This is a genomic window from Clostridium sp. AF27-2AA, from assembly GCF_003478505.1.
Classification (GTDB): Bacteria; Bacillota; Clostridia; order Lachnospirales; family Lachnospiraceae; genus Brotaphodocola.
In genome coordinates, this window is the sequence record NZ_QUFI01000004.1 from 122,757 (window position 1) to 140,882 (window position 18,126).

Consider the following 18,126-nt stretch of genomic DNA (forward strand, 5'->3'; position numbering starts at 1 on the left):
AGGGAGTATTTCATGAATTTTACAGAAGCATTTAAAGCCATGAAACAGGGTGCAAAGGTAAAACTTCCAGGCTGGGGAGGATACTGGTACTGGGATCCGGAGAAGGAAACAATCATGATTCAGTGCAGACCACAGGATTCTGATAAGGGCGAGCTCCTGGATATCAGGGAAACGCAGCGTGTAGAGTATACACTCATGAATATGCAGTCTGAAGAATGGGAGATTGCAGATGAGAAAAACTGTCCGGTGCTGGGCGGTACTGCTGTATTTTCATTTGCAGATGCCATCCGGTATCTTAAACGAGGATTGAAGGTGGCACGACAGGGATGGAATGGAAAAAAACAGTATATCCAGTTGGCAACCGCAATCTCCTACAAAGCGGCTGACGGTGAGATTGTAAATTGCAATCACGAAGCTATCGGAAACAAAGCAATCGCGTTTGTTGGAACTAGTGGCGTACAGATGGGATGGCTTGCATCACAGGCTGATATGTTGGCAGACGACTGGATGTTTGCAGAGTAAAGGAGTGATACCATGAGAGACATTACACTTTGCCACCCGCGTCTCCAGCGCATCGCATCCGCCTGGATGAAAGCCTGCGCCACCGAGGGCATCACCGTAGCCATCAGCGAGACTTTACGCACCGCAGCGGAGCAGGATGCCCTGTATGCTCAGGGTCGGACCAAGCCTGGTAACATCGTAACCAACGCCAAGGGCAGCAGCTACCGCTCGCAGCACCAGTGGGGCATTGCCTTTGACTTTTATCTTAAGATGGACATCGATGGGGATGGCAAGATCTCCGATGATGCCTACAATGACAGCCAGGGACACTTCCGCCGCGCCGCAGAGATTGCAAAAAAACTGGGCCTTGCCTGGGGCGGTAACTGGAAGAGTATCGTGGACAAGCCACACCTTTATCTGCCGGACTGGGGCAGCACACCTACCGCGCTGATTCAGAAGTACGGCACGCCGGAAGAGTTTATGGCTACCTGGGTGCCGGAACAGGTTAAGACCGGATGGAAGCAGGAGGACGGTGGCTGGCGGTTTTACTTCCGGGATGGCAGCGGCAAGTATGTGGTCAACGCCTGGTACAGGGATGAGGATAAGTGGTACTGGTTTGACGGCGCTGGCATGATGGTCCATAACACTTGGTATATCTATAACGGCGGTTGGTATTACCTGGGCGATGATGGTGTGATGCGGACCGGATTGCAGACGGTCAGCGGCAAGTGGTATTACCTGGACGATGATGGCCGGATGGCAACGGAGCCGGTGATGCTCACACCTGATCAGGATGGCGCGCTGCAGTATCCGGGTTTAAGACAGTAAAACAGATGTGCCGTAGTCAATGACAACGATTTGACTACGGCACATAAATTACGGTATAATATGCTAGGTTGCTCAGAAAAACGAAAATGTATTCGGTAACCAGTTTTGCCTTATTTTGTGCGGAAACTGAGTGATAGCATAACTTACTATATAATAAGTAGATTCACAGGTTCAAGACACGGCAAACTGCGAAACTATTGCGCTTCTGACCCGCATAAAATAAGGATTTGCAAAGATTTTTTGTAAAGCTGTTCGGCTATGTGGAGCAGTCCTTCCACCGGGTGCCGGGCACAGTCAAAGAACAGATCACGCTGTTTGATAAAAACATTTCCATGGAAGCGGTGAAGTGGGCCGCGGTTCTGACCGGCTTGGACGAGAACATTATGCAGATGGAGCACGGCTACGATACGGAGTGCACGCCGGAGCTATTCTCCCAGGGACAATGGCAGCTGTTCTCCATCGCCCGGGCGGCAGCAGCGGACCCGGAACTTCTTCTTCTGGATGAGATCACCGCGAACCTGGATGTGGAAACCGAGCAGGCCGTCTTGAAGGCACTGAAACGGGTATCCGCGGACCGCATGGTGATCTCCATATCGCATAGAACGATGGTGGAACTGGGAAGAATTATTTCCATATAAAAAATAAGATTGCTTGTAAGATAGACAATAGATTCCTGTTGATGTATAATGAGTGAAAATTTCGGATTTCCTCATTGTGCGTTCAGCAGGAATTTTTGGTGTTACAGGAGATGATATTTCATGCAGCTGCCATGGAAATCAGACAGAAAGCGAGACATCTTTTATGGAAAACAACGATATCCATATCCGTGTTGCATCGGAGGACGATGCAGAAGAAATTTTAGCTATTTATGCGCCGTATGTGATCAAAACGGCCATCACCTTTGAATATGAGGTACCGACACTGAAAGAATTCCGCGGACGGATCCGCCATACCTTACAGAAATATCCGTATCTGGTGGCAGAACAGAACGGGAAAATCCTCGGCTATGCATATGTTGGTCCATTTCATGACCGCGCAGCCTACGAATGGGCCGTGGAGACTTCCATTTATGTAGAGGAAAATCTGCGCCGCTGTGGTGTGGGAGGAAAGCTGAACCGCGCGCTGGAGGCTGTGTGCGGGGCTATGGGAATCCTGAATATGGAGGCATGCATCGGTGTGCCGCAGATAGAGGATGAGTATCTGACCCGCAACAGCGAGGATTACCATGCACATATCGGGTATCGTCTGGTCGGTGAATTTTATCAGTGCGGTTACAAATTCGGACGCTGGTATAATATGGTCTGGATGGAAAAGGTCATCGGGGAGCATAAAGATGAGATGCAGGCACCGGTCTGGTTTTCGGAGTTTTCCGGCGTGCAGGCGATTCTGGATAACCTGTAACAGAAAATCACTGAACGGTGGTTTGGCATCAGATGCGTCTGACGTTCTAAAACAGTGAGGCAATTGCCCTGTGGACAGTCTGCCGGATTCGGAGTATACTGAATATCAGAACAGTTCATAACTGAGAAAAAACATGCAGTTACAGACTGAAATGAATATCAGACGGAGGAAGAATATCATGAGTACAAAAGCAGAATACGCAATTTCATTACATGACAAGGGGTATAACTGCGCCCAGGCAGTGGCCTGTACCTTCTGTAAAGAATTTGGGGTAGACGAGCAGGAGATGTTTCGGATTGCCGAAGGCTTTGGCCTTGGCATGGGCATGATGGAGATGTGCGGCGCCCTGTCCGGCATGATGATGGTGATCGGACTTGCGGGCAGCGTAGGAGATTTAAAGAAAGGCATGCCGACGAAGGGAAGCACCTACAAGCAGGTAAAGGAGCAGGTACAGAAATTCAAAGAAAAAAACGGTTCCTACCTGTGCCGCGAGTTAAAGGGTGTTGAGACCGGCAAGGTACTCTGCAGCTGTCCGCAGTGTATTATGGATGCAGTGGCACTGACCGAGGAATACTTAAAAGAACATCAGGCGGATAAATAAGGGGTATAAACGTGTTGGGGAAACAGACAGATCTGATTGAGGGGAATATCTCTAAGGCCCTTCTGGTTTTCGCCGTGCCGCTGCTGATCGGAAATCTTTTTCAGCAGCTTTATAATACGGCAGACTCTTATGTGGTTGGAAACTTTGTGGATACGAATGCGCTGGCGGCCGTCGGCGCATCGGCATCGGTCATCCAGATGCTGGTAGGCTTTTTCATGGGACTGTCGGTTGGTGCCGGTGTAGTCATTGCCCAGTATTTTGGCGCCGGCCAAAAAGAAAAGATGAGTCAGGCTGTGCACAGTGCATTGGCATTAACCGTGCTGCTGAGCGTCCTGTTTACCGTTGCCGGCATTGCGTTGACACGTCCGCTTCTGCGGGCCATTGGTGTACCGCAGGAGGTGCTGCCGCATTCTACCCTCTATCTGACCATTTACTTTGCCGGCATTACGTTCCTTCTGTTTTATAACATGGGCTCTGGCATTCTCAGAGCAATCGGAAATTCCAGGGATCCGTTGATCTATCTGGCAGTTGCCAGTGTTTTAAATGTGATCCTGGATGTGCTTCTGGTATGTGTGGCCCGTCTTGGCGTAGCTGGAGTTGCATTGGGAACCATGATCGCGCAGGCGGTCAGCGCTTATCTGGTCATGCGTCAGCTGATCCGGACCAGCGAGGCTTATCGCGTAGAGCTGAAGAAGATACGGTTTCACCGGGAGATGATAAGACAGATCCTTATGGTCGGACTTCCGGCGGCACTGCAGCAGAGCATTACGGCTTTTTCAAACGTTGTGGTGCAGTCATATATCAACAGCTTTGGAACGGCAGCCATTGCAGGCTACTCTACTACGATCCGGATCGATGGTTTTTTACAGCTTGTACTGCAGAGCTTTAACATGACGATCACCACCTTTGTCGGGCAGAATATCGGCGCACGAAAGACTGAGCGGGTAAAGCGGGGAATTTTTATTGCATGGCTCATGTGCTCTGTCATTATTGTGGCCGGAAGCGTCTGGATGAATCGGGAAGGTGCACTGCTTGTGAGTCTGTTTACTGACGATGCGGCAGTTGTTGCCAACGGCGCTGCAATGCTGAAGCTGTTTTCTTACGCGTACTGGAGTCTTCCGGTGGTCCAGATCTTAAGCGGTGCCCTGCGTGGGGCCGGAAAATCCAGCATTCCCATGTTCTTTATGCTTAGCTGCTTTGTTGTGATCCGGCAGATTTATCTGGCCATTACCGTACCAATGACGCACAATCTTCTTGTGGTGATCGCGGGATGGCCGCTGACCTGGGTGCTCTGCGCCTTTGGCATGACAATCTATTTCTTCCGCGTGGACTGGATGAGGGGCGCGGAAAAGCTGGTACAGGAGCATTGAGTTTCAGATATAATTTCATAAGTCTGGTATACAGAGTCCATTTCTCACAAAGACTAAGATGTGTTATCGAAAGCTTTCCTGCAAAGACAGTTGCAGGGGAACGTTTGAAAACACAGAAAAATGACAGAGACAGGTTTATGCGTGGCGCGTGAACCATGTTTCAGAACAGAAAGAGAGGGTCTTATGAGCAATGTGATCAAATCCAGAAAAGCCGCAGTCATTGGCTGCGGCTTTGTTGGTTCTGCAACAGCATTTACCCTGATGCAGAGCAAGCTGTTTTCCGAACTGGTGCTGCTGGATGTCAATACCGGCAAGGCGGACGGGGAAGCAAAAGACATTTCCCACGGCGTTCCCTTTGCGGCACCCATGAAGATATACGCGGGAGACTACGACGATGTGGCAGACGCAGCCATCATCATTGTGACGGCAGGGGCCAACCAGAAGCCGGATGAGACCAGACTGGATCTGGTGCACCGGAACGTGGAAATCTACAAGAGCATCATCCCGGAGATCGCCAGCCGGAACTTTGGTGGCATTTTGCTGATCGTGTCCAATCCGGTAGACATTTTAACGTATGTGGCATTGCGCTTAAGCGGACTGCCGGAAAACCGCGTCATCGGCTCCGGCACGGTTCTGGACACGGCCCGGATGAAATACGCCCTGGGGGAACATCTGCGGGTGGACAGCCGCAGCGTGCATTCCTACATTGTGGGAGAGCACGGTGACAGCGAGATCGCGGTGTTAAGCAGCACCAACATTTCCGGCATTCCGCTGGACACCTTCTGCGAGATGCGGGGCTACGACAACCCGAAAATGAAGCTGGACGAGATTGCGGAGTCCGTAAAAAACAGCGCCTACGATATCATCGCCAAAAAGCAGGCCACCTACTACGGCATCGCTATGTCTGTGCGGCGCATCTGTGCCTGCATCATCCGCAATGAGCGGTCCATTCTGCCGGTGTCCTCCATGATGCACGGCGAATACGGCATCCGCGACATCGCTCTGAGCATGCCCGCGGTGCTGGGCCTGGACGGCGTGGAAACCCATGTGCCGATCTCCCTGAACGAAGACGAAACGACCCGGCTGATCCAGTCGGCGGAGACGCTGAAGGGGATTGCGGAGGGGCTGGAGCTGTAGGAAATGAAACCACTGGTTTATTGCCGGATGGAACGGCGGGGACTACAATAGAAGGAACAGGACGATCCTGCTGCTGCCTGCATGATGCGGGATGGCAGCAGGATTTTTTGCGTGAGAAAATTCTGCTCTTTGCGATTGACAAACTCGAAACAAAAATGTACCATAAAATCATAAAACAGTCAAAATAAACCTGAAAAATGACTTAACCAAACTAAACTTTTGAAAAGGATGAACTTATGAGTGGAATCATTGTAGAAGAGCAGAGCTTTGCAAGCGTGTTAAAATCATTAATGAAAAAGTACCGGATTTCCGGTCAGAAAATTGCGGACCGTATCGGCAAGTCCCAGAAAACCGTGAGCCGCTATGCGAATGGCGAGGTTGTACCGAAGAAAAAAATACAGGAGCAGGTGCTTCAGGCAGTTTCGGAGATTGCCGGTTACTCTACGGAAGAGCTTGTTGCGGAAGGAAAGGAAATCAAAAGAGTCTGGGAACTGAAAACGGTAACGCTCGGAAGCGCACGCAGAGAGGCTTACAAGGAACGGCGTGAACAGGCAGAAAAATGGGCTGTTCGCGTCTTTGCCCTGCTGCCGGAAGAAAAGCAGAGGTTCATGCTGGATTTTTTTGATTTGTATGCAGAGCTGAAAATGTATGAAATGGAGATGGTAGATAACTTTAGACGTATTCCGGCAGAGAAAGAGCAGGTCATTATGGACGTAGCTTATTTTCTGGCAATGCGGAAAGATCAGGAGAAAAAGGATGCATTGGAGCAGTACCGGGCTTTAAAATACGGAGAGGTCTGCAATCGGATTTCACAGTACCAGTGGGAACCGGAAAGCCGGGATAAATATCTGGAAATTCCAGAACTGGAAGAAGAGACAGAACTGGAAAGCAAATTTGCCAGAAAACTGGCTGACAAAAGTCTGGAACTGGGCCAGATTCAGCGGCTTGGCATACGGCTGGTAGACATGATCAACTACAGAGTAGAAGACTGGCGATTTTTGAGTTATATCCAGGTTATATATGTCCAGGATGAAGGAACCAACTATACCCGAGATTATCAGATTGTGGGGGATGAAGTGTATATGTTAATGTGCTGGCTGGAGAAGCTGGCAGAGAAGCAGTATTTGAGTGGGTATGGGATATGCTGATGGGTGAAAGAAAAGTAAGAAAATAAAACGGAAGGAGTTAGTCAGGCAAATGCAGAGGGGATAGAGGTATCTGCCTGATTCTGTATACATATCGATGAATGAAAATGAGATAAATAAAATGGAAGTTGAGTTAAAAAAGTATTTGGATGAAAGAAAGATTGAGAATTATGCAGCGAAACGTAAGCGTATTGAAGAAGAAAAGTCAAGTAAAGAAGACTATGTAAAGATCATTGCGTATCAGACACTTATAGGAATGGACAGATATAATGAGGTAGTTAAACAAGTTAAAAATAATCTGGAAGATAACTATAGTGTAACTAGATGCTTTTGTGAATTGATACAAAATATTGATGATTGTGAATTTACAGAAAATGATGGCCACGCGATTGTTTCTATAGAATTTGATTATGAAAAGAAATGTATAAAATTGCATTATAATGAAAAGGGTTTTGAATACGAGGACGTGCGTGGAATATGTAGTTATGGTGGAAGTACAAAAAACGGAGTTGATGAAAATGGTAATGTTGAATTAAGAAAAATGAAAGAAATACCGAAGGGATGTTATAGCCTATATAAAACGGGTGAAAAAGGAGTAGGATTTAAGGCAATTTATAAGATTGCCAAGAAAGTTGAAATAAAGAGTAATGGATTTTATTTTGCTTTATCAGCAGATACACCGATGATGCCTGAATGGCTGGATGTTTCACCCGAGGATCAGCGAGAAGGAACATCAATTACTGTATATTTAAAAGATGAAATGGATATAAAAGAGTTAGAAAAAAATTTAAAAAAAGAGTATTTTTGTTTAAACGAAGACAATAGCATTGGAAATGTACTTGTTAATAATAATATATTATTTACTCGGAATATTAGAGAAATTACACTAAAGAACGAAGAAAAGGAATATATATTTGCAATTGAAAATGAAAACATCAGTCCGGTAGATGAGGATTGGAATTATTCAGATGAAGATTTACTTGACGGAGAAGGAATATTCTTCAATGGGAAAAAAATAAGCAGCGCAACGTATGAATTTGAATTTTGTGTATACGAAAAAGAAAATGATATAAAAAGAGAAAAACAAAGAATCAAATTGATAAAATATGTAAAAACAGTTAAGGTTTCTGCGCAGTTATGTAAAAAAAGATATAAGGCTGCAAAGGAGGCACAAACTAGAAATATTTCATTTATAACGGTGGCGGAAGATTCAGAAAAAAATTGTGAAAGTGGATGCTTTTATACAACACTGCCATTAGAAGAAAAAATAGAGATGCCATTTTCTGTTGATGCTCCATTTTGGCTCAATCAGGAACGTTCTAAGATTGATATGCCAGATAATGAAAACAAAATTTTTTGGAATATTGAAATTTTAAATAAAGTAAAAGATTGTTTTGCAGAATTTTTATTAGCATTGAAAACAAACGAAAAAAAGATTTGTCAGATTATCGGTTATACAAAGATTGGGAATAATTCGAAAATAGACAAAGAAAATTACCGAGAAAAGCTATGGGAGATAAAACCGGATATACAAATCTTTAAAACATATCAAAATGATGAAACCTATACATCTTATTCAGATGCATGTTTTTTGGAATCATATTTTTATGATATGCCGGAAGTGGACAAGATGGCTGATTTAATTGCTCCCGGTAAGGTGTTGGCATCGCAGGTTTATTGTGATTGTGACAAATTGCAATTTCAAAAGGTAAAAGATGCATGGGATAAGTGGAATGAATATGTAGAGAATGTGGAAAATAAAGAAGCTATTGTAAACTATTTAAAAGAAAAGGCTAATAAGTTTTTCAAAGCTTTACCGGAATTGAAAACTGATCGTAGTATTCTTTGTGATAAAAAGATTTTTTTGTGGGAAGATGAAATACGTAGCGAAAAGGACTTGCCGTTTTCTCCGGATGAATTATTGGTAGTTGGTGACGGGGAGAGAAGTACAGGTTGCATATATAATGTAAAAGAACTTATACCGCAATGGGATTTTGAAAAGCCTAATAAATTATTTATAACAAAGGCTGAAATGGCAGAGAAACTCGATGAGAGTATAAAGAAATATTCCGAAAAAAGCGAAGATGATATAAAAAACTATTATCAAGCCGTATTGAGTGGATGCAGAGGGTGGATGATAGGAGCTGGAGATCTTGAAAAGATTGGATTTTCTGAAGCTTACAAGTTTAAAATTGATGAAGATAAATATGCTCCTTTTTTACTCCCTTTAGAAAATCAACCAGATGATGAGGTGTGGAAATGCTTCAGAACGAAAGCAAAAAAAAAGGCAAAAAAAAAGGCAGATAAAAAGGCAGATAAAGAGGCAGATAAAGAGGAAGATAAAGAGGAAGATAAAGAGAAAGTAAGTAACTATATTGTTAAGAAATGGATTGCAAATCCGACGGCAGATCCCAATTTTGTGCAGCAACATCTGGATGGTGCGTTGCAGGCAATATTAGAATCAAATACGAATATGAAACAACAAGAATCTAAATTAGAAATAACCTGTTCTATAGAAGAAATCCTTCAGGCTATTGCTGATTATCTGAAAAAGTTTGATGAAGAAGCGCGCAATAAGAAGAAATTCGAGTGTTTCCAAAAAATAAATCATTTTTTGAAAATTAATGTAAAAAATGAAGGGGATAAATTATATAACAAGGACGATGTGAATATCCCAGATAATCGTTCGATTAAAGTTATAGTTGAATATTGTGATGAGAAAAAATTAAGTGAGGATTTAAAAAAGACCTATATAAAGGTACATTTTTCAGATGAAAACAAAAGGCATGGTTTCACTTATGCGATTATAAATGACAAAGTCTATTGCTTGCTGGAGAATTTAGATGAAAGTCTTAGTGATTATGTGGAGGATGCTATAGGTCAAAAAAAAGAGTTAGGAGCTAGATTAGCGTTTTATAGTAGATTAGGAAAACTTAATGAGTATATTGACAAAAATCCAGATGACAAAAAGAAAGAGTTTATTGAATTTCTGAAGGAATTACGAAAATTTCAGTGTGAGTCGGGTTTTGATGTAGATAATATTGCGGATCAGATAGTACACAGTAGTAATACCTGGTTAGAAATTCTTCAAAATATCAATGACGCAAGAAATGAAATAAAAAACGATCCTAACGATCCTATAGAAGTTAAGATAAATAAGAAAGAAGGGTTCATTGAACTTTGCTATAAGGAGAGAGGTTTTTCGTATAAAGATGTAAAGGGAATTACGGATCTGGGAAATACTGAGAAAGACGATAACGGAGAGGTAACTTTTACAGGAGAAAAAGGAATAGGTTTTAAAAGTGTATTTCAGTGGGCCAAAAACGTGGAAATACATAGTAATGGATTCCATTTTTCGATAGGAAAAAAAGGTGGTTTTAATAAAAATGATAAAAAGGATAAAAAGGATATAATAAAAACATGCACAATACCAGAATGGATAGATGAAAGCCCGGAAATATATTCTGATAAAACAATAATTAAATTATATCTGAAAAAAGAAGAGAACAGTGACAATAAAATAGATAAAATAATAGAAGAAATAAAAAAAGAAGACTCGTATATGTGTTTAGATAATTGCCAAAAAGTTATTTTGAAATTTGATGGCAACGAATCACCGGCAGAGTTTGATTTAGATAAGTTGAGAAAAGAACATTACTGTTATTCTGTTTCTCTTTATGAGATGATTGAAAACGAAAATAGTAGACGAGTTTGGATGAAAAAGAGAAAAAAATGGAAATGTAGAGAAGGAGAAAAGGAAGATGAGTATGAAAAAAGATTGGATGAAATAGCAAAAAAAATAGAAGTGCAGTATTATTTTGTTAAAAAAGAAGAATCTAAAGAAGATTGGAGAGATAAAACTAAAAAAATTAAATATTATGCTACATTACCATTACCCATTGATGACGATGAAGATATAAATTCAATCATTATTAATGCGCCGTTTGATATGGATATAGCAAGAAACATAAGAATCCCGTCTCCTTATAATAAAGATCTTGATGAGTTTATTAAGGAAAATTTTGCTGAAGCAATAAGAAACGCTTATAAGGTTGAAAATGGAAACAAAATAAAATTTTCAGATCTGGAAGGAGAAATATTATTTTATTTTAAAAATTGTACATATGCAGATGGCACCTCAATACGTAAGTCCATTCAGGAATTAAAATTGTTTACTTGTTGGGTAAAGCAAGATGAACGCTGGATCAAAGACAAGATGGCTTTAAATGATATTTTATACATTGGATGTCCCGAAATATATGATCTAATAGAAAAATTGGAGTCAGAATCATTTAAAGCCTCAATACCCAGAAAAGCTGAAGTGAAGTCTGAGGAGTTATTACCAAAATTACTTGATGGGATTATTGCCATGGCAGGAAAACCAGGCGCCATCTTAGTTAAAACAAAAAATATATACCACTACACAATTGAAGAAATAGAGCTAGACAGAAAAGATAATGAGGCTATATCTATATCATGCATTGGAAAATGGTTTGAAAATGTTTTGCAAGATTCTTACGAACTTCCGGAAACAGAGGATGATTCAGATTCGTTTGTTAAGTTTTTTAAGAATTTGTGGAAAAGTATATTTGAGAGTCTTCCGGAGGGAGAAGGAAAAAAGAATTGTCCTATTTATCCTTATATAATAGAAGAAGGAAAGAGAATGTTCTCGAAAATAGCGGACGTCGACTGGTATTATCACTTAGACAATAATGTTGTGAACTCAGCGGGATATTATAGGATTATTGATTTGTTATGGATTGATAAAAATTGCCTTAAAGGTTCAGAAACAGAAGAAGAAATAAAAATAAAAAAACGTGTAAGAGATTATTTATACGGAGCAGGAATGACAGAAATAATTAAAGAATTTGGTAAGAAGGTAATTATTGAACATTTGAAAAAGAAATTAGACAGTGTAGAAGCATATTCAGATTATTTTTGGGGAATTCTTAGAGAGATTTATGACTTACAGAAAGAGGGCTAGTAATTGGATGCTATGAAAATGTATTTTCTAGAAGACTTTGATTTGCAGGTGAAACAAATATTATTGAATAAAGGAATTGTCAAAGAAATAGAAAAGCCTGATAAATTCAAAGACGTTGAACGAAAGGATTTTGAAGAGTTTATTCAAGGAGATCAGAGCTATAAAATACCGACGGAGCTTATAGATTTAAAAGATGAATCAGAACTCAATGATGTTGCGGAAGACCTTCTTAGTAAGGAGGTAGAAGAAGATCAAGAGTTATGTAAATCATTAGATTATTTAACATACGAGCGCTTTTGGAGAAAGGAGAAAAGTGAACAAAAGGATAAAAGTCTCGAAGGAAAAAATATACCATTAAAATTGCTAAGCGGGGAATTTAAATATTCAAAAGGCATGATTTTTTATAGACAAAAATTTGATGCCAATCCTCCCGACGAAGAGATAAAAAAATTTTTTGTAGACGAAGAGTATTATGATAAAAATGATAAAATACCCGATAGCGATTATTTGCAGTTATGTGGAGGAAAAAGTTTTGAAGAGTTTCTCCAGCAAGATTCATTACAAGCTATAAATTCTTTTGCTATTTTGCATTATGGATTTGAAAAAGTTGATGAAAATCGTTGGAAAATCTTGAAACGTATGGTAGAAATCTGTAATCAGGATATGAAGGAAACTTATATAGAAAAAATTATGGATTGTTTGGATCGTCTAAATGGAAGTGAACAAAATGTCAATGACCCATTGGAATTGAAATTGAAAGAAGGTGATCTTAAAAAGTATTCGGACATTATTAATAAGATATCAAAGGCAGCTGCATTGATTGTTTTGTGTGATGAACTCAGGACAAGTGATGGTTCTGAAAATGATGTTCTGAAAGAAGTACTGGATGATATTAAAGAAGAATTAAGACTTAAGGGTAATCTTGATAAGTACATTGAGAATACAGATTTTAAGATTGGAGAGATAAAAGAGCGTGACATTGGATATACAGTAATGAAAATGAATAAGGATAAAAAAGAGGTATATCTGTTTGGTATGCGTGATCCCAGAAGATATCGTGAATGTATAAAAAAATATCTGAGTGATTGTTTGGACATAACATTGGAAGAACGTCAATATACAATGACAACCTATGATGATACATGGTCTTGTAATGTGGAGGAGATAGAGGAGGATGAATATAAAAGGTTAAAGGAAAAATGGAATGAAGATAATTTTGCAGAGGAATGCTGGAATAGTAAAGGCATTGAAGAACGAAAAAAACTGCTGATGGAACCTTGTTATACAGGAGAAAAATTTCTTGCCGGATATGCGAGAACTTGTCCATTATGTAAAAGGTTAGTAATTACAGAACTTTCAACCATGAGAATAAAACGTGTTATAGATGAAAAAAGAAAAAAAGTATATCATTTTTTGTGTTGCAATTCCTGCGCGGATTTGTTTTATTATGCGCAGAAAGTAGAATTTATCAGCAATAATGACGATGTAACATTAAAATTTTATATTAAAGAAAAATATTTGGATAAGCCATATGAAATAAGATTTCAACCAAGTTTGATACATAGATATTTATTAGAAAAATGGGAAAAAGGAATTTCTACGAATGGAGTAAATGAAAATGTGTGATAAATCTGCCCCAAAAAAATTTCCACTTCCATATGCTTTACTGAATTGTCCAATCAGATTTAATCCTTTTCAATATGATGCGTATAGATGCTACTGGGAAGAAAATAAAAAAAATATTTTCATTACAGATGATGTTGGACTAGGTAAAACTATTGAGGTAGGCATTATTATTAAGGAAAAACTGGAAAGGGAATACGACAATTCTGCAAAAATTTTAATCATAGTGCCCAAGTTTTTGTGTATCCAGTGGAAGGAACAATTACAAAAATTATTTCATATTTCAGCTAAGATAGCAGAAAATGGTGAGCTTGATCGTGGCTGTTATCAGGTATATATATTACCATTATCTCAATTAAAGAAATGTTCTGAAAAATCTAATTCAAAATTTGAAATGATAATAGTTGACGAAGTACATTATTACAGAAACAGGGAATCAGCGAGGTATCGATACTTAAACGAATTATTAAGAAATAATAATGGTTGTCATAAGTTGTTTTTGTCAGCAACGCCGATTAATAACAGCTATGCGGATTGGGAAACTGAAATGGAACTGTTTGGTGAAACGCCTGTTGTTGTGCATAACAAAAAAGCAGAGGCATTTCCTGGTGGTGCAATAAGAAAAATAGAGAGTGTTTACTGTGATTTAAATGAAAAAGAACAGCAATTTTATGACACCACAGATTCGGTCCGTGATGACGAATTTGGCAAGACTGTGTATAGGCATATAGGTTCAAGCAGTTTATATGCTCTGCAGCAATGTTACAATAATAATGAAATTGAGTTTATGAATGGGTTAGAAGAAGATTTTGAAGAAATATGGGATGAGAATGAAGAATTGAAGTGTGATGATACGAAAATAGAGGAATTAGATGAGGAGGATGATAGTAAAGCGAAGAAGCTAGTGGAGAAAATAAGAAGGCTGGATCAGGATAAAATTATCGTGTTTGCACATTATCTGGAAACGTGTAAGCATCTTTGCGCATATTTATTTAAGCATTTGGGTGAAGAATATAAGCTGTTCTCCATTCCGGTTAAGATACCGGAAGAAGGCAGGGAGGATGAAAAAAAGTATGAAGAAAGATTGAGCACTTTGACTGAACAGGAAGGGGTGATAGAACGGTTTAAGAAAGCTTCAAAAGCAATTATGGTATGCAGTGATATGTTAAAGGAAGGAGTAAATCTTCAATGCGCAAAAGTCTTGATTAATTATGATCTTCCCTTTAATCCGGCAATACTGGAGCAGCGTATAGGCCGAATCGACAGAGTAGGTCAGCAGGATGAAATTTTTATTTATAATTTTATTGTGAATAAAACATATGATACTACTGTCTATTATCGTTTTATTCTTGGAAAACTTAAAATAGTGAAATACTACCAGGAAAAAGGGCTTGTCAGCAAAATGGAGATTTCAGAGGAAAATTCATCTGAAAATTCATTTAAGAACGCGGTAAAGAAAGCGCTGGAGAATTGTGAGAATAAAGATACTGAAAAGAAAAAGATAAAGGATGATTTGATTATATTTATTCTTGAGAATGAAAGTCAAAGCACGGACAGGAAAGTATGGAAGGAGCGTTTTAACGAACTTGAAAAGAAAGAAGCGGAAGATATTATAAAAGAAGTATGTGATCTGCTTGCTAAGAAAAATAAAGATATGGAAAAACGTGAGGATGAAGAAGCTTTCTGCAAGAAAAAAGAAGAATTCAGAGATACACATGAAGATGTTTTAGGTGCTATTGCAGTAGCATGTGGTAAGGAAGGAGAGAAAGAATATCATTACAAAATTCAAGTTGATAAGGAAAAAGTCAAAGAAATCTGGAAAAATGGCAGGAAAAGGACGAGCCTGGGACCTGTGATAGAAAATTATTCAAAATTGATAGAACAATTAAAAGATACACAAAATCTTTCAGGTTTGGATGAACTGGAGATTAAAGATTCTGTTGATGTTGGATATGAGTATTTGAATCCAGATGTTAATTTAGGAAAAACAGAAAAATTGCCAGAGTGGGATGATTATATTCAGAAGTATATTCCACTGGAAATCGTGAAAGAAATTATCAAAAGATGATGTGTGCGTTTATCGTGAGTATATATGTATACATTTGCTCTGCACAAACCACAAAATTGACAATCGCCCCATGAAAATGCTATAGTTAAAATCAAAAAGACACCAGTTGAAAGGCGGCAGAAATATGTGTGAATTTAACATCCAGGAATTAAATCTTGCCAATTACAGAAGATTTGAGAACGAGACGTTTACGTTAAATCCAAGAATGAATGTATTTGCAGGGAAAAACGGCTCTGGAAAAACCACTGTATTAGAGGCCGCGAATGTAATGCTGGGAGCGTATCTTGCAGCTTTTAAAACTTATGTGCCGTCCCGGTTTGTTTTTAACATCAAGACCGGAGATGTACGGTGGAAAGCACAGATTTCAGATGATAATACTATTCTTACAACCGGAATGGTTCCGCAGTATCCAAGTGGAGTTTCCTGTACGGCGCAATGGGATAAATCAGAAGAACCTATCAAATTTCAGAGGGTGGTGTTGAAAGAAGATGCCCGCACGAAATTTGGCGGTTCCAATCCCATGCAGCCGACTGTGGTAGAGTGGGAACGAAAGATTTCAGAGGCGGACCATTCCGATGAAGATGTGGTTCTTCCACTGGTTTTGTATCTGAGCAGTGCACGATTATGGAAAGATGGAAATAAAACGTCTGTGAAAAAGGGTGTTTTCAGCAGGACTGATGCGTATAGCCATTGTCTGGATGTGCAGCATGGACTGGATCTTGCATTCCGCTATATTCAGACATTAAAGACGGTTGCCATGGAAGAAAATGACGGAAAGCTGTTTCCGGCATATGAGGCCATTCAGCAGGCTGTCAATGAAGCATTCCGGGAGGAACTGAAGCCAGGAGAAGAAATTATATTTTCGACGAAGTTTGAGGAGGACATCATTGCGCTGAAAACTGAAGAAGGAACGGTTCTTCCATTTCAGATGCTGAGTGATGGATACCGGAATGTTATCAAGATTATGCTGGATATTGCCACAAGAATGTGCATTCTGAATCCTTATTTAAAAGAAAGGGCTTTGAAAGAAACACCGGGAATCGTCCTGATTGATGAAGTAGATTTGAGCCTGCATCCAACCTGGCAGAAACGGATTATCAGAATTTTAAAGGAACAGTTTCCAAAGATACAGTTTATCTGCGCGACCCATTCTCCGTTTATCATTCAGTCTCTGGAAGAAGGAGAACTGATCACGCTGGATCAGCCATTAGACAGCGAGTATTCCGGCGAAGGATTGGAAGATATAGCTGAGGAGATTATGGGAGTTGTTCTGCCGCAGTATAGTGAAAAGAAGCGGAAAATTTATGAAGCGGCCCGAAAGTATTTTGCCGCTCTGGAAGAAGCCCGGACACAGGAAGAAATTGACGAGCTTGGAAAAGAACTGGCCAGATTAGAAGCAGAATACAGTGAAAACCCTGCCTATATGGCATGGGTGCATCAGCAGTATATTGAGAAAGCGTGGAAAGCAAAGAAATGCGAGCAGTAGATAAAGGGGATTCACCTTATGAAAATATAAACAGGTATCAGGACGCGATCCCGTTTCAGCGGGAACGAATAGGTTTATATTATTCATATTGTGAAATGTCAATTAAACATGTGCCGGAGGTAGAACATAAGGTTTCAAAAGGCCTCGGAGGAGAATTGACGGAATGGGAAAATCTTCTTCTGAGTTGCAAGTATTGCAATACCAGAAAGAAGGACAAGGTAGCGCCACAGGATAAAAAATGGTATTTATGGCCGGATGAAGACAATACAGCCATTGCCTATACTTATAAAAATGGATATCCTATGGTCAATGAAACAGAACTGAAAGATCTTGATCCAACTGGAACTATTTATCAAAGGGCGGTTAATACATATGAGGCCGTTGGCTTAGGCAATAAGCCTGCCCGGGAAAATGGTGAGAAAGACAGAAGATTTTTGAATCGAAATGCTTCTTATCATAGGGCGCTGCAGTCCCTCACTCATTGGCAGCATATTAAAGATGCTCCGGACTTGTTTAAAGAGGATATGAAAAAACAAATCTTAATGACTGCTGCGGAGGATGGTTTCGTTTCGGTCTGGATGACAGCTTTTTCGGAAGAACCGGAAATTCTTAAAGCACTGATAGATTATTTCCCTGGAACAAGAAAAGAATGCTATGATTATGATGAATCAGGAAAAACTAAAAAAATAATACTCCCCTCCCCAAGAGGATGACATCACCTCCGCCGTGATGTCATCCTCTTTTTTCAACCACCGGTTTAATCAAAATTCTCAAAACCCCATTGACATTTCCACATCTACGTTCTAAAATAGAGTCTAAGAAAGATGAAAATAGACATAATATTAGACATATCAAACTGCAAAAATTAAATGTCTAAATCAACGAAAACAATATAAAACCACAAAAATAAGTCTAAAACAACAATTTTAACCAATAAACCAACGAGAAACCACAGAAAAAATGTCTAACCACACAAAAGGAG

13 protein-coding genes are annotated in these 18,126 nt (G+C 40.0%); all 13 read left to right on the forward strand.

What is annotated here, in order from left to right:
- The first annotated feature begins 12 nt into the window (after window positions 1-12).
- The 13 genes from DWY84_RS04040 (at window position 13) to DWY84_RS04100 (ending at window position 17,857) form a co-directional block, all read left to right on the forward strand.
- Entirely contained in the window at window positions 13-522 is a 510-nt protein-coding gene (locus tag DWY84_RS04040) for a DUF2829 domain-containing protein (protein WP_118531043.1), read from the forward strand.
- Window positions 523-534: 12 nt separating this feature from the next.
- Window positions 535-1,329: a M15 family metallopeptidase gene (locus DWY84_RS04045; RefSeq protein ID WP_118531045.1), complete on the forward strand. Its 795-nt coding sequence runs from the start codon at window positions 535-537 to the stop codon at window positions 1,327-1,329.
- Between the two features lie 227 nt (window positions 1,330-1,556).
- Complete coding sequence (locus DWY84_RS04050; protein WP_118531047.1) at window positions 1,557-1,967, forward strand: ATP-binding cassette domain-containing protein; 411 nt, start codon at window positions 1,557-1,559, stop codon at window positions 1,965-1,967.
- A 163-nt stretch (window positions 1,968-2,130) separates the two neighbouring features.
- Entirely contained in the window at window positions 2,131-2,730 is a 600-nt protein-coding gene (locus DWY84_RS04055) for a GNAT family N-acetyltransferase (protein ID WP_118531113.1), read from the forward strand.
- A 178-nt stretch (window positions 2,731-2,908) separates the two neighbouring features.
- Window positions 2,909-3,331 carry a C-GCAxxG-C-C family protein gene (locus DWY84_RS04060; RefSeq protein WP_118531049.1) on the forward strand — a complete coding sequence of 141 codons (423 nt, stop codon included), beginning with the start codon at window positions 2,909-2,911 and terminating at the stop codon, window positions 3,329-3,331.
- 14 nt (window positions 3,332-3,345) lie between these two features.
- Window positions 3,346-4,701: an MATE family efflux transporter gene (locus DWY84_RS04065; RefSeq protein ID WP_243024748.1), complete on the forward strand. Its 1,356-nt coding sequence runs from the start codon at window positions 3,346-3,348 to the stop codon at window positions 4,699-4,701.
- A gap of 183 nt (window positions 4,702-4,884) precedes the next feature.
- On the forward strand, window positions 4,885-5,838 hold the full coding sequence (locus DWY84_RS04070) for an L-lactate dehydrogenase (RefSeq protein ID WP_118531053.1): 954 nt from the start codon (window positions 4,885-4,887) through the stop codon (window positions 5,836-5,838).
- A 236-nt stretch (window positions 5,839-6,074) separates the two neighbouring features.
- A complete protein-coding gene (locus DWY84_RS04075) occupies window positions 6,075-6,986 on the forward strand; it encodes a helix-turn-helix transcriptional regulator (protein WP_118531055.1) in 912 nt (303 codons plus the stop codon).
- A 118-nt stretch (window positions 6,987-7,104) separates the two neighbouring features.
- Window positions 7,105-11,967 carry a hypothetical protein gene (locus tag DWY84_RS04080; protein ID WP_147354271.1) on the forward strand — a complete coding sequence of 1,621 codons (4,863 nt, stop codon included), beginning with the start codon at window positions 7,105-7,107 and terminating at the stop codon, window positions 11,965-11,967.
- A 3-nt stretch (window positions 11,968-11,970) separates the two neighbouring features.
- Window positions 11,971-13,593, forward strand: a complete 1,623-nt coding sequence (locus DWY84_RS04085) for a hypothetical protein (RefSeq protein ID WP_118531057.1) — start codon at window positions 11,971-11,973, stop codon at window positions 13,591-13,593.
- A complete protein-coding gene (locus DWY84_RS04090; RefSeq protein ID WP_182434907.1) occupies window positions 13,586-15,658 on the forward strand; it encodes a DEAD/DEAH box helicase in 2,073 nt (690 codons plus the stop codon). Before DWY84_RS04085 ends, DWY84_RS04090 begins: the two co-directional genes overlap by 8 nt.
- A gap of 124 nt (window positions 15,659-15,782) precedes the next feature.
- Window positions 15,783-17,144, forward strand: a complete 1,362-nt coding sequence (locus DWY84_RS04095; protein ID WP_118531060.1) for an AAA family ATPase — start codon at window positions 15,783-15,785, stop codon at window positions 17,142-17,144.
- Window positions 17,132-17,857 (forward strand): HNH endonuclease signature motif containing protein, encoded by a 726-nt coding sequence (locus tag DWY84_RS04100; RefSeq protein ID WP_118531061.1) that lies wholly within the window; start codon window positions 17,132-17,134, stop codon window positions 17,855-17,857. The genes DWY84_RS04095 and DWY84_RS04100 overlap by 13 nt, the downstream gene beginning before the upstream one ends.
- Window positions 17,858-18,126 lie beyond the last annotated feature (269 nt).